Origin of the sequence: Pseudoalteromonas sp. Scap06 (assembly GCF_013394165.1) — a bacterium.
Taxonomy (GTDB): domain Bacteria; phylum Pseudomonadota; class Gammaproteobacteria; order Enterobacterales; family Alteromonadaceae; genus Pseudoalteromonas.
Map to the genome: position 1 here is coordinate 237,514 of NZ_CP041331.1, position 23,618 is coordinate 261,131.

19 protein-coding genes are annotated in these 23,618 nt (G+C 37.7%); 5 read left to right on the plus strand and 14 right to left on the minus strand.

Annotated features, from left to right (window positions below; genetic code table 11):
• Positions 1-14 precede the first annotated feature (14 nt).
• From dgt to FLM47_RS16555, 3 genes are all read left to right on the plus strand, one after another.
• Positions 15-1,478: a dGTPase gene (dgt, locus tag FLM47_RS16545; RefSeq protein WP_138605921.1), complete on the plus strand. Its 1,464-nt coding sequence runs from the start codon at positions 15-17 to the stop codon at positions 1,476-1,478.
• Positions 1,479-1,571: 93 nt separating this feature from the next.
• On the plus strand, positions 1,572-3,017 hold the full coding sequence (locus tag FLM47_RS16550) for a hypothetical protein (RefSeq protein WP_178957001.1): 1,446 nt from the start codon (positions 1,572-1,574) through the stop codon (positions 3,015-3,017).
• Between the two features lie 297 nt (positions 3,018-3,314).
• The gene (locus tag FLM47_RS16555; RefSeq protein WP_178957002.1) at positions 3,315-4,163 is read left to right on the plus strand and encodes an ABC transporter substrate-binding protein; all 849 of its coding nucleotides are present in this window, start codon (positions 3,315-3,317) and stop codon (positions 4,161-4,163) included.
• A 365-nt stretch (positions 4,164-4,528) separates the two neighbouring features.
• Here FLM47_RS16555 and FLM47_RS16560 read toward each other — a convergent pair whose 3' ends face one another.
• From FLM47_RS16560 to FLM47_RS16600, 9 genes are all read right to left on the minus strand, one after another.
• Positions 4,529-5,443 carry an NYN domain-containing protein gene (locus tag FLM47_RS16560; RefSeq protein ID WP_178957003.1) on the minus strand — a complete coding sequence of 305 codons (915 nt, stop codon included), beginning with the start codon at positions 5,441-5,443 and terminating at the stop codon, positions 4,529-4,531.
• Between the two features lie 55 nt (positions 5,444-5,498).
• Positions 5,499-6,032 carry a hypothetical protein gene (locus tag FLM47_RS16565; protein ID WP_178957004.1) on the minus strand — a complete coding sequence of 178 codons (534 nt, stop codon included), beginning with the start codon at positions 6,030-6,032 and terminating at the stop codon, positions 5,499-5,501.
• On the minus strand, positions 6,032-6,172 hold the full coding sequence (locus FLM47_RS16570; RefSeq protein WP_165489696.1) for a hypothetical protein: 141 nt from the start codon (positions 6,170-6,172) through the stop codon (positions 6,032-6,034). Before FLM47_RS16570 ends, FLM47_RS16565 begins: the two co-directional genes overlap by 1 nt.
• A 40-nt stretch (positions 6,173-6,212) precedes the next feature.
• Complete coding sequence (locus FLM47_RS16575) at positions 6,213-6,476, minus strand: hypothetical protein (protein ID WP_178957005.1); 264 nt, start codon at positions 6,474-6,476, stop codon at positions 6,213-6,215.
• 61 nt (positions 6,477-6,537) lie between these two features.
• On the minus strand, positions 6,538-7,317 hold the full coding sequence (locus tag FLM47_RS16580) for a hypothetical protein (protein WP_178957006.1): 780 nt from the start codon (positions 7,315-7,317) through the stop codon (positions 6,538-6,540).
• A gap of 1 nt (position 7,318) precedes the next feature.
• Positions 7,319-7,807, minus strand: a complete 489-nt coding sequence (locus FLM47_RS16585; RefSeq protein ID WP_178957007.1) for a hypothetical protein — start codon at positions 7,805-7,807, stop codon at positions 7,319-7,321.
• The gene (locus tag FLM47_RS16590) at positions 7,804-8,472 is read right to left on the minus strand and encodes a hypothetical protein (protein ID WP_178957008.1); all 669 of its coding nucleotides are present in this window, start codon (positions 8,470-8,472) and stop codon (positions 7,804-7,806) included. The genes FLM47_RS16585 and FLM47_RS16590 overlap by 4 nt, the downstream gene beginning before the upstream one ends.
• 381 nt (positions 8,473-8,853) lie before the next feature.
• Positions 8,854-9,984, minus strand: coding sequence for a DUF1570 domain-containing protein (locus tag FLM47_RS16595; RefSeq protein ID WP_178957009.1), 1,131 nt, complete (start codon positions 9,982-9,984; stop codon positions 8,854-8,856).
• Positions 9,985-9,986: 2 nt separating this feature from the next.
• Positions 9,987-10,463 (minus strand): hypothetical protein, encoded by a 477-nt coding sequence (locus FLM47_RS16600; RefSeq protein WP_178957010.1) that lies wholly within the window; start codon positions 10,461-10,463, stop codon positions 9,987-9,989.
• A gap of 345 nt (positions 10,464-10,808) precedes the next feature.
• On the opposite strand from FLM47_RS16600, the gene FLM47_RS16605 reads away from it, so the two are divergent.
• Both FLM47_RS16605 and FLM47_RS16610 read left to right on the plus strand, forming a co-directional pair.
• A complete protein-coding gene (locus tag FLM47_RS16605) occupies positions 10,809-11,288 on the plus strand; it encodes a PD-(D/E)XK nuclease superfamily protein (RefSeq protein ID WP_178957011.1) in 480 nt (159 codons plus the stop codon).
• Between the two features lie 310 nt (positions 11,289-11,598).
• Complete coding sequence (locus tag FLM47_RS16610; RefSeq protein ID WP_178957012.1) at positions 11,599-14,751, plus strand: DUF3427 domain-containing protein; 3,153 nt, start codon at positions 11,599-11,601, stop codon at positions 14,749-14,751.
• Positions 14,752-14,832: 81 nt separating this feature from the next.
• Here FLM47_RS16610 and FLM47_RS16615 read toward each other — a convergent pair whose 3' ends face one another.
• The 5 genes from FLM47_RS16615 to FLM47_RS16635 form a co-directional block, all read right to left on the minus strand.
• A complete protein-coding gene (locus tag FLM47_RS16615; RefSeq protein ID WP_178957013.1) occupies positions 14,833-17,376 on the minus strand; it encodes a hypothetical protein in 2,544 nt (847 codons plus the stop codon).
• 2 nt (positions 17,377-17,378) lie between these two features.
• On the minus strand, positions 17,379-20,066 hold the full coding sequence (locus FLM47_RS16620) for a hypothetical protein (protein ID WP_178957014.1): 2,688 nt from the start codon (positions 20,064-20,066) through the stop codon (positions 17,379-17,381).
• A gap of 11 nt (positions 20,067-20,077) precedes the next feature.
• Positions 20,078-20,749 carry a hypothetical protein gene (locus FLM47_RS16625; RefSeq protein ID WP_178957015.1) on the minus strand — a complete coding sequence of 224 codons (672 nt, stop codon included), beginning with the start codon at positions 20,747-20,749 and terminating at the stop codon, positions 20,078-20,080.
• 540 nt (positions 20,750-21,289) lie between these two features.
• Positions 21,290-22,879, minus strand: coding sequence for a S24 family peptidase (locus FLM47_RS16630; RefSeq protein WP_178957016.1), 1,590 nt, complete (start codon positions 22,877-22,879; stop codon positions 21,290-21,292).
• Complete coding sequence (locus tag FLM47_RS16635) at positions 22,876-23,475, minus strand: bifunctional 2-polyprenyl-6-hydroxyphenol methylase/3-demethylubiquinol 3-O-methyltransferase UbiG (protein ID WP_075170353.1); 600 nt, start codon at positions 23,473-23,475, stop codon at positions 22,876-22,878. The genes FLM47_RS16630 and FLM47_RS16635 overlap by 4 nt, the downstream gene beginning before the upstream one ends.
• Between the last annotated feature and the right edge of the window lie 143 nt (positions 23,476-23,618).

The following is a 23,618-nucleotide window of genomic DNA, read 5'->3' on the forward strand; positions in this document are numbered from 1 at the left end:
ATAAAAGGATTGCCATGATCGACTTCAGCAGCAAAATCACCCCAGCGCGTATGCAGCGCACGACGGCCAATTTACAAATGGCGCTTGAGAGCGATCGTGGCCGCATTATTAACAGCGCAGCCATTCGTCGCCTGCAACAAAAAACCCAAGTATTTCCGCTTGAGCGCAACGCAGCAGTGCGCTCACGTCTTACTCACTCATTAGAAGTACAACAAGTTGGTCGATTTATCGTGCAGCGTGTTTTTGCCAATCTAAATTACCAACAGCAAAAAGAATATGGTTTATCCGGCTTAGAACGCCCGCTAGAAACCCTAGTAGAAATGGCCTGCCTAATGCACGATATTGGTAACCCGCCGTTTGGTCACTTTGGCGAGGCCGCCATTAATAATTGGTTTAATGCTAACTTGGCAAGTATTACGCCTGAGCGTTGCCAAACAGCTAATAGCAGTATAGGCATTATTTTTAAACATTTAGCGCAAGATATTTGCAGTTTTGAAGGCAACGCCCAAGGCATACGTATTATTCACTCATTGCTCAGCCTAAATTTAACCTACAGCCAAAGTGCAGCAATTTTAAAGTATACCCGCCCTGCCAGCTTAGCGAAGCAGGATATTCCACAAAATAAAAACTACATTATGAAAAAAGTAGGCTACTACTACAGCGAAAAAAGCTTTATAGAAGCACTACAAACAGAGCTAAAAATGGAGCCGCATTGCCGCCACCCTGCCAGTTACATAATGGAAGCCGCAGACGATATTTCTTATTGCTTGGCTGACATAGAAGATGCGGTAGAAAAAGACATAATAAGCACTCAGCATTTGTGCGAGCAATTAAAAAAGCAGTATCAAAAAGCGCTAATTAACTTAGCCTTAAACGACACCCAGCACCAAAGCTTTGTAGATGATGCAATTAATTACGCTATTGAACGCGCGCAAGCACAGCCCTTTAATTTTAATAGTGAATTTTTTATTTATTTACGCGTATCGTTACTGCATCCATTAGTGAATCATGCCGCAAAACGCTTTATTGAAAATATAGAGCCAATTTATCATGGTGATTTTAATCATGCATTATTAGAAGATCGCAGTTACTTACATGCTGCAACCCAAGCCCTTAAACAAGTGGCACTTGAGCATGTATTTTCTCATAAAGAGGTCGAAAAGCTCGAACTACAAGGCTATCGTATTATTAACGGCCTACTAGAATGCTATAAGCCATTACTACAATTAACTAGCGACGACTTTAAACGCGCACTACATGGCGACAACCGTTTATTAATAGAGTCACGATTAGTTAAAAAGCTCTCTAAAAAACATTTAAGTAGCTATCAGCACGCCATAAATGCCATGCAAGAAGAGCCCGACCACTTTGCGGCTTATGAGTTTTATTACAGATGTAGACTCATCCAAGATTACATAAGCGGCATGACCGACCAATTTGCTTACGACGAGTACCGCAGCTTAATGGTAATTGACTAAGCCATGCTCAGATCGTGAAATTGCTAAGCCCTAGATAATTTTTTACTTTGCGCTTAAAATTAGGGCATTGATGCTTAACCGCTTTTGAGTTTTATGAAACCGTTACTGAGTTGCTTATTTTTTTGTTTTGCTTTGTTTTATAGTGCTAGCAGTGGCGCTTACAACGAAGCGATGTGCATTCTTATAAAACAAGAAATGCAGCAATACAGCAATGACAAAACCAGCCGAAAGTACCGTAACGCTGCTCGCGACTACAAAAAAAACTGCAGCAATCCGGCTACACGTACTCAATCAACGGCAAAGCCTAAAGCGCAACCTATTATTGAACAACCCAAACCTAAAATTACTAAACAGCAAGTAAATGAGCCTGTTTCATCAGTTGTAACCCCCATTGGGCAAGAGCAAGCTAAGTCACCGCTTATACAGCAACTAGCAACAGCGCCCAATCAAAGTACAGAGCGCACTCAGAACACAACTGAACCAGCAGCAACTACCGAGCCTAATGAGCCGCAAACCAATAAAACAATAGCAGAACAAACTGATGCTCTAAAAAATGATCAATTTAGCATTGATACAACCCCCCAAAGCAACACAACTTCAGCTGTCACAAAAACCACGGTAGAGCCTTTACAAACGGCCATGCCGGTTACTGTAAATGCCACTGAGCAAGTTAAAGGCGTTGCCTCATCAATCCCTAAAGAATCAAACATGTTGTCGCTAGTATTACCCAGTGTGGCGCTACTCTTGGTGGTAATAGTTGGAGTTGTTGTATTGATGCGCCTGCGCAATGTTAAGCAAAATAACACGTCTGCTGAAACCAGTATGCCACTAGCTGCTCCTCCTACTAAGTGCGATGACAAGCAAAGTAGTACTGCTATTGATGAATCTAAGACTCTTGATACCAGCAAAAACGAGCCAAAAACAACAACCGAAAGTGTCGAGTTAGACGCAAGCGAAGTAAGCACCGTTAAAGTAAAGCAAGTACCGAATACCGCAGAGTTTGAAGCCGCCGCTAAAGCCACTTTAGAACGGATAAAAAATGCCACCGAGCATGCAGAGCCACAAGTAAGAGACTTTGACCCTGAAGCCAAACCAATCAAAAAACAGCGCAAGCCGGTTAATCAGCCTAGCGAGCCTGTACCAGCGACTAAAAAAGAAGCACCTATTGCAGCTGAGCCCATTTCGCCTCAACAGCCAAAGGCAGACTTACATTCGCCTAAACAACTGCGCTCACCGTTAATGCCATCTACCGAGCACGACTTTAAAGAGCCTGAAATACGCACCTTCGATCCCAACGCCCCCTTACCCACTAAAAAAAGTGCGATAAAACCAGAACAAGTAAAAGTATCGCCAGTTGAACCCACTAAGCCTAATATCCCGCCACAAAGCAGCAACCCATTTGCTAACTTATCGCTTGATGAAAGTTGGGATCCAAATTCTCCGCAAAAACCGAAAATAGAAGAAAAACAACGCGCCCCTAAATCACAAGCACTAATTGAAGCTGAAGAACGTGCAAAAAACATGCAAACAAAAGAATAATAGAGTACGCTGTACTTATTAAAAGGTGGCTTTAAATCTAGTACCAATTCGCTTAATTAAGTGGTCTATTTTGAGGCTGGAAAAACGCGTTGATAGCTAGGCAAAAGTTTTCTATTTAGTTGTTATAAAAAAGAATTTTTTAACGCAGGTAGCGACATATTTAGCCCCGTAAAATGATTAAGTATTATTGCGGATTGGTATAGTTTAAGCGTGCATTCAGTTTCACTCACTACAATAGCCTACTTTTTAAACAGCGCCACTCTCAACCTAATGGCTCAGAAGGAGTAAACTATACATATGCACGTGATGTTATCAGCTAAATTAAGATACCTTATTTTTACCGCATCTTTTTTTCTGATGGCTTTGGTGAGTGATTACAGTAACGCAATTGAAGCAATTCAACCTAAAGACGAGCAATCCACACACACCACTACTTTAAATATAAGTACCGGCGAATGGCCCCCTTTTATGAGTGAATCATTACCTCACCAAGGTGTAATTGCCCATTTGATCACCGACTTATTTGCACAAGCCAATATTAAGGTTAACTTTACCTTTTTACCTTGGCCGCGTGCTTACCACGACACCATTAATGATAAATACGCAGCCACCGCCGTATGGATGTTTGAACAACAACGCACTGAGGATTATTTTTACAGTGAACCTGTATTAAACGAGCGTTTTGTATTTTTTTATCACAAAAAACGCCCTTTTGATTGGCAAAACCTAAACGATTTAAAAGGCTTATTACTCGGTGGTGGGCTTGCTTACAGCTATGGCGAAGAGTTTGATAAAGCACTACAAGCGGGTCTATTTGATATGTCGCGAGTAAGTACCACAGAGCAAAACTTTAAACGCTTAGCTATGGGCAGAATTGACGCCTTTGCCGAAGAAAAAAGCGTCGGCTATTACATCTTGGCCAGTAAGTTACCTAACTTATTTAGCTCTATTAACCATCATCCCAAAGCTTTACTCATAAACCAAAGCTTTATGATGTTCCCTAAAAATAACAAATACAGTAAACAGCGGCTTGAAATTTTTAATCAGCAATTACTTAAATTTAAGCAAAACGGTCTTTATCAAGCCTACTTTGATGCGTTAGATAATGGCGCTTATCAGCCCACAAATAACGCCCTGGCTGACTGACCTGGCGGGGCTTTATTGTTTGGAACGCGGGTTTCAGGCTACGAGCTAGGTTTTAGCACAAGCTCGCTGCTCGTCACTCGAAGCCCGCTGCCTTTACCACCATAGCCGTTAAGCTTGTTGACGCGAAAAACACCGCTTTTAAATTACGTTACTTTCACGCCATTATTCGCCTCAAAAAATGAGGCAAATAGCATGCTTAATTGCCTCATTGTATTAATTGGTAAGTTGAAATCGTAGAAACCAGTTTTAGCTGTGATTATTTTAAACGCCAATTTCGGTTTCGAGCAACAAGCGACTGGCAACGAACACATCCGCGGCCTTTATCAATGCAGACGCACAACTTGCTGACGCGAAATGCACCGCTTTTAAAAATAAAGATTTACTTGCTCAACACTTTTGCACTTATTAGTGTTTAATCTTTCACTATTACCTGCTTGTGAGCAATAAAAAGTAACTTGCGAGCCCACTTTATATTGGTCAATCCCGCCTGATAACTTACTTACACTGAAATGAAAATCGCCATAGTCTGAGGCGATAAATCCAAACCCTCGATTTTTATCGAACATACGGATCTCACCAAACATACCGCCTTTAGCATTAGGGGTCTGTTCTTTAGCGAGTTTAATAAAGCAGCGGTCGTGGCTTTCTTCTGCAATTTCAAAAAGATTTGGCTTCTCTTTGATAAGCGCCTTTAAGCTAGCAACACTGTAACTTCTAAAATCAAACGATGAATCGAGCATTTTAAGCGCACTACCTAAGTCACCTAAATAAACAGGTTCATTCTTTTGTACACAACGTTTATAAGCCGTAATCAATAATGTATTTAAGTCTTTAAAAGCTTCTGAGTCATCTCTGTCTATTAAGTTTTTTGAAAATACAAAATTATGGCAAGCTTTAATAAGCCGCCCTGGCGTGCTTTCATTACCTATAGCCATTATGTGTAATCCTTTCTCTCTTATCCGCTGTGCTAAGCTGTAAAAGCCACCGTCACTTGATACAATACAGACTCCATTAATTCGTTGGTTATTATTTATAAGCTCAATTGCATCCATCACCAGTGCATAGTCAGCAGCATCTTTACCATAATGAAATTGTTGTTTGGGACTAGAGGCTGTTTTATGTAGTATGTTCTGCCAGTTACTGTGTTGTACAGATGTCCAATCTGCATAGACCCACTTAATTGCCACCGTGCCATATTTTTCAACTTCGTCGAGCACCGCTGAATAAGTGTTATAAGACGCATTTTCTCCATCAACTAAAACAGCAAATATTAAACTCATTTTTAATCCTTAAATAAGGGCAAAGAGCTGCCTAGTAAGCAGCTCTTACAGTTAGTTACTTACAAGCACCAGGGACACGGCATGCACAAGTTGAAGGAACATGACATGCATGATCTTCGCAACGTGCCATTTGTACTGACTCCATTGGATAAAGCTCAGCAGTAGGAAAAGCACCAAAATGCTTCTCATATACTGCTACCGTTGCATCAAATGAGCTTTGTAATTTGGATTGATCTTTATCACCATAGATTCCAAAATACGGATAGTGATGTAAGTAAAAACCGAATAAAACGTCACAATCATTTGTGTAACTTTGTGTATCTAAAATATGCTCGTGCCAAAACTTATCAACTAACTTGCTCGGAACGAGTGATAATTTGGGATACCACTTTTTAAGTGATAAGAATTTGCGGTATTCAAGTTCAGCAAAATCACACAGCTCATCATTCCAAGTTGCTTCAGCTGATTGCGTCAATTTCCATTTCAGTTTTTCAAAGTTCAGTACACAAACAGCAGAATGTAATTGCTCGTATATATTTTTACTTAACTGAAAAGTAGGCGATGGTTTAATTTCTACTAATTGTTCCATTAATTATTACCTCCATTTTTATTCAATTGCTTACCGCGATTCCCATGCACTTTGGCATATTGCTGATTCACACCCTCGTTACCTTTATTCGCATTTTTTTGGTTTGCTTCATTATCAGCAGGGCTTATTTTTTTAGCCATTACAGCCTCCTAAATTTAATTATTATGTGAACAACATTATTCACCTTCGCTTTAAATAGGATTCAAGATTTTTGCGAGCAATAAATGCCACAGGTTGAAAAGTTCCATTTTTGAATACGAAAATCAAACGGTAATCACCTAATTTAAAACGTATCAGGCTTGGGTCAATAGTGAGTTTTCGGCCGCCAATATCTCTATAATTATGACTTTGTAAAAGATGACTATATATATCTTTAGCCTCTGCTACGTAACGAGCAGATTGACATTTTGGGAGGGTTTTAAGTAAACGATTCATTGATTTCATTATTAAACTCCAGTTGGTTAACTGAGTTCAATAATGAACTTGTGCGGAGCACTACAAACACTTAATTTAAAATATTATGTAAATACTCCCATGCATCTTTATTCTCATTGATTTGAGCATCGATGCTATCACTTAATTCTTTAACTAATGGAAGCTGAAGTAGACGTTTATCAGTTACATTTTGAAGGATGCTCTTAGCCTCTATGCACTCTTTAGACTTAAGTTTTTTATCCGCTTTTATATAATTTTCTATGAAACTATGCCAATTAACATCCCTATCATAAAGAACATTCAGAGGAGATAAATCAGTAATACCCGTTTTTGAGCTTTGAAAAGGAGACGGCAGCTGTTCAGTGAATAAATTAAAGTTATTATCAATCAATTTATTTTTAATGTTATCAAATGAAGATCGAGATACCCCAAAAAACAACATTTCTGCACTGAGCTCTTTTTTAGCGAATCGGTCTAACAGTTTAAATTCACGCTTATTAACTGATGATTTGCTAACATAGTATTCTTGAAATATTTTTTTTGTGCCTGCCGTGCCAACTAATGTGTATAGGCACAAAGCATTATATATAGAGGCTCGTCGACCACGAATCACTCTATGCTCAACACGCTTACCATAATTAGGTAAGCTTGAAGCAATAATCGCCTTTCTATATTCAAGCATGCGGCTATTTGAAACATGCTTATCGGTTGATTCTTTATGCCCTTTTGTAAATATATTATTTAACGCATCATGAAGCTCTTTCGGTAACGTATCAGAAACTTTTTGTTTGATGTATAACTTTGCAATTTGAGGAATAAGTTCAATTTCAGTGTCAACTGTCTCAGCCATACTAGTACACTCTATCGCACAATATGTCTCTTAGTTCAGAACGCTTGTAATATTCATCTTTTGCGCTTGCAACGAGTTCATTCACAGCGGCCATGCCTTTTTTACAACTATAATAACGCTTTGTACTACGGTAACGACTATTTACTAAAACAAGTTCTCTATCGTAACGGTTATAAACTGCCTTAATAGCGCCTAAACAAACGCCCATTTTAATTGCTTCAACCTTCGATAAGCTAAATATACCTAATAAACTATTTTTATCTTCAACCACCTCTGAGCATGCAGCTGCGATATTATAGATTTTTTTAGCTTTCACCAACGCCTCTCCTGCGCATTCTCCAAGCTTTATAAATTGTTTTTTATTAAATAAAACAAAACTCTTTTCTTCTACTTTGGAATACTCATCGCACCCATAAGGCAACTCACTTTTGGCATAACTAGGCTGAGGATATAAAATTAGGATAAGAGCTAAAACAATAATATATTTCACTGCTTAACCTCCTTTCTACAAAACTTAAAGGCATGCCAAATAATGCCAAACGATATAAACGTATCAAAAATTAAAAACTGTTCATAATTAGTGCTATCTTCAAGCATTTCGAGCGCACTAAATAAATCCACCCCTTTAGAGGCACCAACAAAAGCCATACTCAAAAATATCAAAAGTAAGTAGTAAATATTTAAAATAACAACTTTAAGTAACGAATTAGCTGCCATAGCAAACCAATAGCGTTTAATAGGGTATGCCTTTAAATTAACCCTTAACGAATTTAAATTGAATAAAATTAAGCCAACTAATAAAGTTCTCGAAAATCGTTCAAATGGCGTTATCGTGTTGTAGCTACCCACCCCATTAATAAACTCTTGATCAAAAGGTAAATAATAAATAGAAATAAGCAAAAATAAACAAACTAAAAAAATAACAATGTGCAATAAATGATTAAAAATACCAACGGGTTGGTCCCTAAAAGTATATAAATCTTTCGGATTTGCAAACTTCCAGCTTTTTCTTTTTTTATTTAAAAATGACGATTCATTCTTAGTGAGTGGAACAAATTGGTATTTGCTTTCATCGGTATGTACAGCGTTATTTTTTTGCTCGTTAAGAGCAGAAGGGCTAGCAGTATATTCTGTATTTGTAGTAGTTGATTGCACCTACTTTCCTTGTAAATTTTTTTGCTAATTATGCCAACATACACATAAAACACAATAACTTATAGGAAAGACATAAACATATATAATATGTACTCTACAATACTAGGTATATTCACTGCTTTACCCGGCAACCAAAGGGCAATCAGTTTGCAATTAAGTTCTACTGCTAATAATTCATCCCTTAAGCTGAGCTTTTATCGCATTGCCTAAAAGGATTTAGGTACTTGGAATTTGTCGGGAACAAAATTCCGCCATGCTGCTATTACTCATCATTAATTCAATTTCGGGTGTGATCACGGGAAAGTTGTTTAGTAGTGTCCTTTAAATTTTACCGTGGGCGTACAGTTTGCTGACGTGAAAAGCGCAACTTTTAATATCTTTTTAAAAACGATGTTTCATAAATGGTTTGTTTAACCATGTTTTATAGTCTTTAGACAGCTGCGGAAAGTGCTGATACAGCATACTTTCCAGTGTTTCAGCAGTGAGTTTACTGCAAGGTGAATTTTGCTCGGCTAACATAACGCTTTTTAAAAACTGCTTGCCTTTGCTCGAGCCCATTAAAAAATATATCGCCGCCCAACTGCTCGCATAAAGTTTAGTGTCATCCGCTGTTTGCCATTTGTTATCTAAACCTATCAACCAATTAATAGTAAAAACACTTTGCGCTATGTGTTTGTTACTTATCCAACTTAGGTGAGGGTCAATGCTGACTAATTGCATGCTGTTGTTGGTATATTCAAAATATTCAGCCAGCCCTTCATTAAGCCAACGAGGAGTTGTGCCTAGTATTGCTTTGTTTATAGCATGCACCGCTTCGTGTATTGCTGTGCGCATTGCGTTTTGCTCGTTTCGATAATATATAAACGCAGAGTTAGTAGCATGAAAATATATACCATCTGTATTACTTGGATCTGCTCCGCGCTGTTTAATCGCTTGTTCGTAACGACTTCGCGTTGCGAATATGGTCAGGTTTAACCTTACCTTTTTTAATCCATCTGCCCCTATAATTTGGCCATACACTTTAAATACAGTATTTAGTTTTATCCGTAATTTTTCTGTAAACGACGGCGGTAAATTAGCGGCCTGTAGCGTTAATTCAAAGTAATCAAGCGGCTCAACAATGTCAGTATCAAGTGTTTCAACCGCAAAGTCTGGCTTAGTATCACTAAAATGGGGCACACCATGGCTATCAGTCCAAGTGTAAATATTGCCATTACGCTTATATTTAACTTCACCTAATGAAACATCGGTACAACGCGTTGTATCGGCTTGTGGTAAATGGTTTTGTATTACTTTTTTAGTGGTAAACGAGCCTGCAGAGGGTTCAATTAGGGTTTGATCTGCTTCTTCAACTATTTCGATTTCGGCTTTTATATCTTCGTAAATAGCCCGTACACTGCCAATAGGATCATGGTAGTTGATTACCCGCCCAGTTAGGTGGTTAGCAATAAGTGCCGCTACAATTAACAGCACAATAAATACAAATAGCACGCGCCATTTTGTGCTCAACATCTTTATCGTCGCTTTTTCCATTGGGCTTCAAATAAGCGTTTTTGTTCACCACGATATTCACTGCACCATACGAAATCGGATGATTGCATGCCTTTTGAACGGCAGCGCTTTGGTAAAGTATAAAATTCAGACCACGCAGCCAGCTTTTCAGGATCGCTATAGCTGTCGCTATGCAATTTCATATTAGGCATCTGCGTGCGCAATAATGCATTATTACTTGAGCTGTAAGCCGAAGAGCGTTGATGTGTTCGATTGGTTTGTTTGGGTTTATCACAATGCTTTGCAAGTTCTTCAAATAAAGATTTGAACCGTGCTTTTAACCGCTCACCTTCTTTCACCCTATAGCCTTGACGCAACCGTGAACGTATTGTTTCACGTTCTTTTACAATACTATCGCAATGTTCTTGCGAGTATTGCTCGTACGCTTGCGGGAAAGAAGTAAATAGACAAAGTAGTATCAATAAAATCCATTTAATCATTATTTATCCCTAAATTGAGTGCTGTGTTCCGTTGAGCGCCTAGGGTGAATATAGAGGATTGAATCTAAAATAGAAACAGATAGTTTAAGCGAATTGTTAAATCATGCCTGAGCGCAATTGTTGGAGCAGTTTGTGGCGGGAATTTTTAATTGCAAATTTAAGTAGAAGTCGCGTTGGCGACGGCAACCGAGGGGCGTTATTTACTACGTTAAAGCGTTGCTCTCTCCTTGGATCTCCACTGCTCCTCAAACATTTTCTATAAAGCAAAATATAAACGCTGGTGTTGCTTTGACTTTTACCCTTTTTTTAGTATGTTAATTGTTCAACTATAAAGGAGAAAGTTACATGGATGGTCAATTACCATTATTTGATGAAATACCAAATAAGTATGAACACACAGGCTCGCCACAAGAATCAAACCGTAAGTTTTGTACTGAACTAGAAGAAGATCTAACCTCTATTGGCTTTACTGAATGTACAGACTCTCAACCTCAACAGCAGAAATATATTAAGCGTGCAGCCTATCAAGATATGTACGGCAGTACACGCCACAGTACTTTTTTGATACATCATAAAACTAAAGGCTTATTAAGAATAGAAGCTCATAGACAAGTACAAAGCGGCTCTGTCGACCAAAAATTCCCATTCTTTTATGAGTCATTAAGTAATGCACCAGAGAAAACTGTGGTTATTGTTTTCGATGGAAAAGGCTATAAAAAAGAAGCATATGATTGGTTATTAACACAAACTGAAAATCGTATAGCAAAAGTATTTAAAGTATTTTCTTCAAAAGAAGACTTTCTTAATTATCTTATTAACGAGTAAATGTCGCGTTGGCGACGGCAACCAAAGAGAAGTAATCGCCGACTTCTCTTTGGAATTTCTCGGCGCCCCGAGGATCACACTATTTCCTCAATTTAAATTAATAATATGAACGCAAACGCGATGAAACACGTCCGTGTGTAAGCATCGCTTAACGCGCATCCATGCGCTGCTATTACTCATCATTAATTCAATTTCGGGTGTGGTCACGGGGAAATTTTCTTGGCAGCAGTCTTTAATTTAATAATGAGTTAATGCTTGTTTACATTGCATTTTTTAGTAAACTGAATGCTCGCAAACAGGGAGCGATTTAATGCAACAGATTGGTATTTACGAGCAGTTAATTACGCAAGTAATTGAGCAAAATTTAAATCGTGACCAATTTTATGTGGGCGAACGCCAACTAGAATCGGCTGAAGCGGCTACGTGGCTTTCGCGCTTTTTAGGTAAACTTGTTGAACATGCGATTGATGCAATCCCTAATTCAAGCGAGCGTTTGCACGAGCAAATAAACCTCGCAAACAGCCTTGTGCTGTGGCTTAAAGATCATATCCGCGATGATGAACTAATCAACGAAAACCTTATCGACAGCCAAGGCCGTATTCTTACTGCACTGTTTAATACCCAAAATCCCATTGCTGCAAATCTTAAAGATTACTCTCACGATATTTTTCCGCTAACGGGGCTTACACAAAGCGAATTATTTAGCGGTGCAAATGCTGGGATCTCACTCGAAACCGAGCTAAAACGCGAGATTAAATCGTCCGACACTATTTACTGGCTTGTTTCATTTATAAAATGGACGGGGCTGCGCATATTTAAAAATGAGCTTGAAGCGTTTACCAAAAGCGGCAATAAACTCAAAGTAATTACCACCTCGTACATGGGTGCAACGGATGCTAAAGCGGTGGAGTTTTTAGCAAACTTGCCAAACACTGAGGTAAAACTTAGTTACAACAATCAGCAAGAGCGCTTGCATGCAAAGTCATATTTGTTTATGCGTAATACGGGTTTTCATACCGGTTATATTGGTTCGTCTAATTTATCGCATTCAGCGCTTACCAGCGGCCTTGAGTGGAACTTAAAAATTACCGCGCAAGAAATCCCGCACATCATAGCTAAAACCAAAAGTACCTTTGAAACCTATTGGCAATCGCCAGATTTTGAATTATTTACTGGCAAAGCTGAATGTAAAGAAAAGCTCATAAATTCACTTAATGAGCAACGCGGTGTTGGCCAAGCAAGCAGCCAGTTTTATTTTGATATAACACCAAAAAACCATCAACTCGCTATTTTAGAAAAACTAAGCGTTGAACGTAGCGTGCATAATCGCTTTAAAAATTTAGTGGTTGCCGCAACCGGCACAGGTAAAACAATAATATCGGCGTTCGACTTTAAAACCATTTACGATAAAAACCCAAACGCACACTTTTTGTTTGTAGCCCACCGCGAAGAAATACTCAAACAAGCGCAAAGCGCTTACCGCGGCGTGTTTAAAAATAACGACTTTGGTGAGCTGTGGGTGGGTAACTACAAGCCACAGCGTTACAACCAATTATTTGCATCAATCCAAACGCTGAACAGCCAAATTGAATCGCTCAATTTAACCAGCGATTACTACGATTACATAGTTATAGACGAAGTACACCACGTAAGCGCTGCAAGCTATCGCGCTATATTAAATCACTTTACGCCCACAATATTACTTGGCTTAACCGCAACACCAGAGCGCCAAGACGGCGCCAATATACTCGATGATTTTTGTGGGGTAATAGCCGCTGAAATTCGCTTGCCAGAGGCAATAAACCAACGCCACTTATGCCCATTTCAATACTTTGGATTAGATGATGACACCGACCTAAGCCAAATAACATGGCGTGGTGGCCGTTACGATATAAGCGAATTAAGTAACCTTTATACAGGCGAGAACAGCCGCGCTAACAAAATTATATCCAGCCTTACTGATATAGTGACTAATGTTCACAACATTAAAGCGTTGGCATTTTGCGTAAGTCAAAAACACGCAGAGTTTATGGCATCTAAGTTTAACTTAGCAGGCATAAGCACCGATGTGCTGACCAGCAGAAACACAAATGAGCGCGCAGCCAAACAACAAGCACTGCGACAAGGTGAAATACAAATACTGTGTGTAGTTGATATTTTTAACGAAGGGGTCGATATTCCAGAGGTCGATACTCTGTTATTTTTACGCCCAACGGAAAGCCTAACGCTGTTTTTACAACAATTAGGCCGTGGCCTGCGCCTGCCCGACAACAGCCAAAAGCAATGCTGTACCGTACTCGACTTTGTAGGCAACGCCCGACCAGAATACGACTTTGCCAGTAAGTTCCGCGCATTAATTGGTAAAAGTAATCAACCAATTAAAACCGAGATCGAAAACAACTTCCCACATTTACCGCTGGGTTGCCGTATTGAGCTGCAAAAACGTACACAACAAACAATTCTAAAAAACATTCAGCAAGCCATAAACACTAAACGCCGTTTACAGCAGCTGATAAATAGCTATTCGCAACATACCAATGACACGCTAACGCTAAGTAATTTTTTACGCATAAACCCACAAGTCACGCTTGAAGATATTTACAAACCAAAAGATAAAAAGCTCGGTGGCTGGCACTGGCTAAAAGGCGATGAAATACCTGCCGAGCAAGCCGATATTTACGCCGCGTATTATCGCGCAATCAACACCCAATTACTCGGCTGCAACTCGCTCAGCTACTTATGCTTTTTACGTGATTTATGTAATAACGACTTTAGTTTTACGCCAACGTCGCAAAACCAACAGTACGCGCTTATGGCGCATTACAATTTTTGGGATGCCACAGGCACAAGTTTAGGGTTTAAAACCCTCGAACAGAGCTTACAAGCACTTAAACACAAAAAGCTACAACAAGAACTTGCCCAAGTGATCGCGCTTTTAATAAACCGCATTCACCAGCAAGAAAGCGATTTAACGTGCTTACCAAACCACGCAATAAAATTACACAGCCGCTACACACGCCAACAAATACTCGCCGCATTTGGGGCGCACTCGTTTGATAAAAAATCGACCGCCCGTGAAGGTGTTTTAGAATTTAAAAGCCAGAACTTAGAGCTGCTTTTCGTCACGCTCAACAAGTGCGAAAAAACCTACTCACCCACCACGCTGTATCACGACTTCGCAATCAGCCCCACCCTGTTTCATTGGCAAACGCAAAACAGCGCCCGCCCAGAAAACGGCCGCGGCCTTAGTTACTTACAACACCAACAAACGGGCAAAACCATCCTGTTATTTGTGCGCGAACAAGGCAAAGACGAAAACGGCCGAACCATGGGGTTTGTAAACTATGGCAAGGTTAAATACCAAAGCCACAACGGCAGCCAGCCTATGAATATAACGTGGGAGTTAACCAGCCCCATGCCAAGTGAAATGTGGCATGGGGCTGGGAAATTAGCGGTTGGGTGATTATGCTACTGTTATTTTGTTTTTTATTAGTTCCATATATTAACTTTTAATGTTCTAAATTAAGTTAAATAGTTCAAGAATCTAATCCCTACAGTCAATATGGTTTGATTTAAAAATATCTATACCAATTTTGCGTAACCTTTCAATCCAACATTCGGCCATTTCATTACCGATATTAAAATGACTTATAGCTATCTCTTTTAAAATACGATGCTCATTTTCAATTGTAGAAGGCATAAGCCCAGCATCATCAGTGTTCACACAAACAGTAATAGGTCCGGTGCGAATACCAAAACGATTAAATTTTTCGCCTGTATTAAGTAAACTACTATCTACAGGATACCATCGATAGACAGGGTGCTCTGAATAGCACTTAAACCGACCAATATAAATGTTAGATGTTGGACAAGCCTCAATAACGACACCTTTTTTGCTATATTTCTCGATCAAATAATCTTGAAGAGCTTCATAAAAATCAAGTTCAAAGTCATCGACAACCTCACTATACTTATCATTTATAAAGGGAGCATGGTCGCCTCCAAAATAAACACTAACAATTTTTTCAGCCGCATTTATTTTTTTAATTCCATTATCAGTATATTCTTTCCAATACTTAATAGCCTCTGAATTCATATTAATTCTTTTCGATTTAAAATCAGGTAACCAAGCCGCAGCCTCTTCACTACTATTATTTAGCTCTGTATCAAAATATTCTGGGCAATTTCGTCTTAAACGCCAAGCTTCAAACAAGGTATATTTAGATCTATCCTCATCAAATAATTTATGACTCCACTTTGATATTTTCCTCTCAAAAACAGCTAACATTACATTAAACCGTGGGGCTTTTTTCGTAACCTCAATAGCATGATTATATGCCCACACTAAATTATCTAAATGTGAACTCAAAGGGACGTATGAACGCTGCTGGCGAGAAGCCCACTTTTTAACGTCAATTCCTAATGCTAGAGCATGGCCTACTCTGTCACTAGATTCGTAATCACAAAACTCTATTGTTTCATCAATGGTTCTTAAACCAGTCAATAAATGGCTGAAATCTTCTCCGGCATGAATACTTAAATGCAGTTTTCTTTGAGGGACAAAATGTTTATTATCTGGTCGATAAGCGTTCTTTCTTAACACTCGTATCGAGGGGGCAAAAACCTCAATTGGAAAATGATTTTCATTACCTGAAACATCAATTCCTCGAATCAGCGCGCATAAATTTAAACTTTGCACTTTCGAATTACCTAGCTTTTCATACTCATATTTTTGTAATGTTGAAGATGTAAAGACTTTTTGCAGCCTACGTAACGATTTTAATAGTTCTAATCGCTTTGTTGTATAACGCTTATCATATATTTGAAGGTTTTCTTTGGCATGATAGTTTTGTTTAAACGAACGACTAAAATGAAAGGTAAATTGCTTATTTTTAAACTGATTCTTTTCTATAAAATCAAAACCAAACTTAGTTAACTGCCTTGCTGTAACTGTTTGCTCTGATATTTTAAATTCACGCAACGTATTTTTATCTGAGTCACTTTCATAACTATGTTTACCATATGCTATGACTTGACCATGGCTCTGTCTCGGTTTAAAAGAGAAGTGCTCAATAAAACTTGTTAGACCCACACCAGAACTAATCATCATAGAGCGTAAAATATTATTTCCCGTTATGTAAGCACTCAGTTTATATAACCAAAGGTCGCAGCTTGCGCCAACATCCCCATGATGCACTAACGCTATAGCTATTAATAACCACATCTTATTTGAGTCTTGTCTATTACAATTAATGGCAGCATTAAGTAGCTTAGTTACGTTATTATTTTTAGAGTCTGTAGTTAGTAGATCTCCAATACTTTCATCAGGAATTGTCCAAAACTGAGGACGTTGCCAATCTACTTTATTACATTTGCTGTTACCCTTACTCAGTGCTGCTATTAAATCGTTGAACAACAACTTTATAAGAACTGGTAACTCGTTAATATTACGCTCACCACTTGAATATTTGGTAAACTCGGGTAGTTTCGGAGTCGATGTGCTGTTGTCATAAAATGATTTAGGTTTGCTTTTTAAAAATAAAGATACTTCAGCTAGAGCTGGAGTATAATTACCGTTCCCGCCTAAATGTACATGATTATCTGCATATTTCTTTTGACTAAACCCTTTAGGGAATGCAGAAAAGCATTGTTCGTCTATTAATTCACTTACGTTATCTACGTGTAGTAAATTTTGTTTTAGTTTATCGCTGTAACCTATTGCTATAAGCCAAACAGGATCTATTTTTGATAAAATAGCAGACCAATGCTTTAAATTGTTTTCATTAACAGTAAAGTTTGAACCTTGCCAAACGAGTAACTTTTGTTGCATTGCCTGTAATTGCTTTAATACTGAGCTTGCCTGATAGCCACTCCCCCAGATATTATTTATAGCTTTATTATCATCACGTCGGTGCATGTTTTCTAAGTAAAATTGGTGATCAAATAACGCTAAATCAGCAGCTTCATTAGCAGCTCTCTCTCTATTTAAAGTGAGCTTGCCATCTCCGCATTGTACATAAAATTCAAGCCATCTATCTGAACGAAGCCGCGTGACGGGTGCCAACCATTCAAGATCGAGTAATAGCATTTTTATATACTCTTCAAATTGTCAATGTAGAATTTTACCTTTTCAATTCTTCCATTATATTTGATTTTGAGTAGTGTACATATTAGTTTAGCCCTAGCGATCACAAGTTGCTTATTCTTCTCTTTAGAATTTTCATCCCAAGCAGCTATATCCTCTTCGCTTACCCCAAACATCAAGCTATGATCACTACTATCTAGGTTTTGTTTCTTTAGTAACTTTTCTTGTAAGAATTTGAAATCCTCTAATGGAATTGGCTTGATATTTAACTCTGATATTTTTGTTTCTTCCAAGTCTGATTCGGTTATATCATTACTACGATTATTTTTTTTAATTAATAATTGAAAAGCACCATTTTTAAGTTCTTCATTCTCCAGTAATTGGAAGATAGGATGATTTGCAATAGCTTGTAGTAGAAGGGCTTTGTGTTCAATATCACCTCCTAAATCATCTTTTATTTCACTGAATGGTTTATTATCTTTGGAATCTGTAAAGTTGAAAAAATACCCTACGTTATCTCTTAAAGGTGGTGAGTAACGACGGTGCTCTCCAAAATTTCGGATTAAATTTAAATTACTTGTGAAAGCTACATTTTGTAATACAACAGGGCTTGGCTTCATAAAGGTCGCAAATGCATTAATTACGATGTACTTGAACCTTAAAGCTAAATCAGTCAGGGTTTCATTTTTATAATCATTTGAGGCGCTTTTTTGAATTCTATCTTTCAATAAACGTAACTGGGTAAATGACTTATTAAAAACCGAATATATAATAGGCATCAAAGAATCATTTTTATAATATTTTAAATTAGATAAGTATTTGACCTCCCATGTAGCTATATCAGATGAAAGTTCTCTGATTGTAATATTTGATACTAATTTAATTTCCTCTTCATCAGTCAGCTCTTCTTCTGGACCAATATTAAATGCTTTAGTCGGAAATAAAGCGGGAACTGTATAAAATGGCGTTCTACTAAATAAGTCTTTTAAAATTGATTCCCAATGATGTAATCTTTTATCTAAGTAATCTTTATTCTCAACTTCGAGTTTGAAATCGAAATTAAGTAATGAAATAGCCAATAGTTCATAAGCTCGACTAAAAAATATTTGCCTTTGTGTTTTTAAAGTTAAATCGTAGTAGTTGTTATATGTAAAAATATCTAGGAGCATACGTTTATCATTTCGCGAATCTTGCTCTTTACCTTTAGAAGTCGTTTCTTGTATATTTTCGTCAGTTATTGATTCACTGGTTAATTTAAACTTTCCGTAAAAATGTTCAATTATAGGCATGCTCCTATATACCTTTTTATTTTTGAACTCTTCAAAATGCTGACTCATTCTTTTTACAAGTTCATTATCTGCATTCAATTTATCTGAAACTTGTTCTCCAAAAAATAGCTTGCCTTGCCATTTAGGTGTCAAGTCGTTCATTTGTAATATTGGATTAAATGAATGTAATTTATTTAAAGTTATATAATCATTAGCTTCTTTTACCTTGGAGTTTTCTATTTGCAGTGCTGTAACTGCATTTGAATAAGCTACACTATTTTGCTTTAATCTTGCCCACACAATATAGCGTTGCCATAATTCAGCGCGGTTTTCTTTTGTTAGTTCACTAGGAGAAAAATCTCGAACTAATTGGGTAACTTCACGAGCTGAATCAGGCTTTGGCCAATCACAGCTTTTTTCTTCACTATTCAATGGACCAAATAAGCAAGAAATAAATTTAGTCATATAGTCTTTATAACTTAATGGTTCACGCTTTTCTGTATCGCCAAAATCATAAATAATCATACCAGGTAAAAGTCTATCTATTGGTTCTAAGCTGATTCGATTATGGTGGGGTATTACTTTTTTTAGATACTCTTGCGTTAACTGTTCAGCTTTTTGACTTCCAATTATTTCGTTTGATTTGTCACCTTCGTCTTTTGTGAATCGATTTTCTATTATTGGTTCATATAACTCTAGATCACCTGTAATTATAGGAATTATTTTAGGACAACCTAATAATCGGCGCACAATATCTAAAACATCATATGCACGGGCTAATGCCATATCAATATCATCTATAGGTAGAACAATTGCATCAACGTCTAATATTTTTCTGCATTCATTAATATAACTATCAAAATGTTTAACTAACTGTATTCCACTACGGTATTTGATTACGCGATCCAAACCACTCAAACCATCTTCTAAATTTTCCTGTTTTCCTAGTGATTTTGATACGATTCTTAAGGATTGATAAAATGAATCCTGATTAACAGTATTACATTGTTTTGATTCTAAATACGTTTCCACTTCATTATATAAATGTGCAATTATGACATTAGCAAAATTATCATGATCTACTAAAAGGGTTGGATCAATAGAGTCGCAAAAATGTGCTTTCACATCCAAATCATTTTCATCTTTATACTTTTTCCAAAAGCCTTTTATATTTTGTAAAAAAACTGTTTTTCCTGTTCCTCTTGCACCACCAATGAATATTGCATCATGAATAATTGTAGGGTTATTACCTTCATTATCCTTATGCTTTTTTGCTTGTTTTATTGTTTTTGCTAATCGCTGATTAAATTCAAATACTGCATCCTGTTGCCATATTTCACCTTCTTGAATATTTCTTTCAAAATCTACTTTGTTTAAATCTAATACTATTGGCATTTTTTCTCTTTTTCTTATTGAATCAATCATAATTTCCCTTTTTATTTTTTTGTCCAATTAAGTAATAATTCATTAGCAGATAAGTAATCACCAATGATGTCGCGTTGACGTTCATTTAGCTGCAACTCTATAATTTTAGTAAATTTAGAAGTCAATTCGTCTAGCTTAATATCTTTTAGATATTTTTTTTCTTCATCTACTTGGCTAACTTCCCATTCAAGAGATTGAAGTAAAAAGTAATACTTTTCACTTCTAGACCAGCTGCGAGTATATCCATACTGTTTATTTGATAAGTAACAAATAAAATAACTTAGCAAAAAACCACCAGAAAGTAATAAAATGATATCAGCCGTTTTAAACACAACCAGAGCAAAAACATAAAAGACAAAAATAAAGAAATTAAAGAGCCTTAAACCAAACAATAGTTTTTTTTCGCCCTCACTTTTCATCAAGTGTATAAAAAAATAGTAGTAAAGCACGAGAATCAAAGGCATTAATAATAGCCATAAGTAATTAAAAGGGTCGAATTTTAAGTTTAAGTTAATACCTGTTAATTTAAGGTTTATAGCGATTAAGGTACTTGCTATAAAAAGAAATAAGGAAAAGCTTCCAAGCCTTCGCGCTATAAGATGATTAGGTTTGGCTTTTTTTCTGTTTTCTTCAAAATCACTTTTTAGAGATTTAATTTCTTTAAGTAAAGATTCTTTTGTCATTTTCATTCTCATTATTTATATTAAAAGAAAATTTCTGTAGTAAATATTGCATCAATCATTTATTCAAATGAACTATGTATAGCATGTAGACAACTCTCATATATAATCATGTTCACCAATCTACCAACTCACTCCAACTCCCCGTGATCACACCCGAAAGTTATCAATTGATGAGTAATCACTTGCATGGATGCAAGTTAAGCCGTGACTTCGCCATGGACGGCGAATACACGGCGATTACGTTCACATCAATTTTTAATTTGAGGACACAGTGTGATCCTCGGGGCGCCGTGGGATTCCAAAGGGCGGTCGGCGGCAGCCGCCCTTTGGTTGCCATCGCCAACGCGATAAAACCTCGAATAGAGGTTATTAAATCCCTTCACAATTCCTAATATTATCAATCACATTGACGCTCTAAAGTACGACCTACAATTTAAAAGCGCGAGGTAAACTCCCGCCTACGGCAGGACCTAAAAATTTAAAAGCTTCGCTTTTCGCGCGAGCAAGCTCTGCGCCTACAAGCTAAAGCGCGACTACAAACTACTCTGCAACCACTTGTTTAAACCGCGCGAAGGTTCGCATGCTTTCATCAGCAATCATTACTTCGTAATCGGGGTTTTGAGCAATTAGCTCATATTGCCCATTAGGTAATTTATTAACTTTGCGCAGTAAATACTGCCCTTCCCCGCCTATATCATCTCGCTCTATTGCCACTATTTGGCCGCGTAGCGATCCGGCTCTATCGGACGTTATAAGCTCAAGTAGCAATAAATCACCATCAAGTATTGGATGTTTACCGCCATTCATTGAGTTACCCGATGCGTGTGCTAAAAAATGTACTTGCGGGTCGAGCTTCCCCGCGCCAAATGGCGCGTCCATCAATTCCATGTCGCTTTCATCCCCTGTTTTAAAATGCCCACAGGCTATTTTTATATTGGGGAAATACGGCAGCTTTAATGCATTATCTATTGATTTTAAGCTAACTTCGGGCTTAGCAGTTTGATTTAACTCAGGTTGTGATGCGTTTGGAAACGTAAACAACTCAGCAGTTGGTTTTGCTTGTTCGAAACTGTTTTTGCCAAGCCATAATTTAGCACTGCTTGATTCGGCTACCTGATACGCCCAATTGCTTACTGCAAGCGATTTATCAGCATCGCAATAAAAGTAAGGTTGCAGTTTATTAGTTATTTCGGCCTTATGAATATCAAGATTTTGTTCTAGCCAGCGGTCGCGGTGAGCAAAAGCTGCGAGGTGGTCTCGCTTATTGTTATTACAATCAGCATGCGCAGCAACAAAGTTATGTGCTAAGTCGTTTGGATAGCGCTTAAAAGGAATAAAGTGATCGATCTCTGGCGTTTTTTTAGTTTCTTTTTCGTTTTTTAGATTCATTGGCTTTTGGCAGTAAAAGCAAAGCCCGTTTTGAATATCTATCAATAGTGGAGTTACCACTTTTAACGCAGTTCTGTTACTGCCAAACAAGAACTCTTGTAGCTGGCTTTGCGATCCTAATAGTGTTTGATTCGCTTTTATAGTTTGTACTTTTTCTATCCATTCAGTAACACTAAGATGCACAACCAAATCGTAAAAACGCCTAAAACACTGAGCTATACCAGCATTTAAAACAATTCGCTTGGGCTCTCTGCCTTTACCTAAAAGTATATGGGGATATAAAAAACATTCTTCTTTACCCGAAAGTAACTGTAAGCGCCAAAGAGGGCCATCGATAAATGTTCGCCTAAGAGAACTAATTACTTGGTTATATTGTTGGTAGTTTTTGAATGCGTTGTAACTTTTCACACCTGCATTTTGTAGTTTGTAAATTTCGGTGATGAACTTTGCCTGTCCTTGGCTATTTTGCTTTAACAGCATATCTTCAGTATTAGTAATAATATCGGTAGAGTGCGCAGCGTAAGGCATTGAGTGGTTCCAATAAAGTTGAATAAATTTATCGACTAACGTGTCGATTTTTATTTCCATTGGCGCACTCTGATCTTCATTTTGCTGTTCTACGCAGATATCAGCAATAGCATGTAATAGTGCATATTTATACGTTGCGGTGAACTCTCCCTCAACCAGCATGCGCTGAATATAGGCAATAAAGTCGAGTTGTTGCTGCATTGCGCCAATCATAAAACCGGCACTGCTTTAATTAGGGCATTTAGCCATACTTCGCTTTCGCGCTCTGGGCGTTGGTCAACCGTTTGCCATTGTTTTAGTATTTTAAGCTCGGTGTGCTGGGTAATTAGCGCGGTTAGGCCATCTTCATTTAAATCGGTAAATTCGCGGCCGTTATTCACGCGCTCTTGCGTGCCGTATTTAAACGACACATACAAAACACCGTTTGGTTTTAGGGCATTTTGCAGCTTTAAAAACACCTGCGGTAACTCTACTTTTGGCACATGCAATAAACTGGCGCAACACCAAACGCCGTCGTACATATTTGTACAACTAAGCTGCTGAAAGTTTTTAACCTCTACAGTTTGTTGTAAATAATTACTGGCTAACTTTGCAATATTTTCGCTTGCATCAAACGCGCTAACAGTAAAACCTTGCTGTTTAAAATACATGGCGTCGCGGGCACTGCCACAGCCAGCATCTAAAATATGGCCATGTTTAGGGATAAGCGGTAAAAACTCAGCGTAAAGCGCCGACATATCAACATTGAGCGTTGAGTCGCTAAAAGTTTGTGCATGTTGATTATAGTAATTGAGTGTTGTAGTAGGCACTAAACTCACCGCTCCTTGGTTTATTTATTAATCTGGCATTCATTTATAACTAATCTACAGGATCATAATTAATAAATACAGAGATAAGAGCAATATTACGCCCTAAGTAGTATGTTTTCATTACAAAAAAGCATTGTTTAACT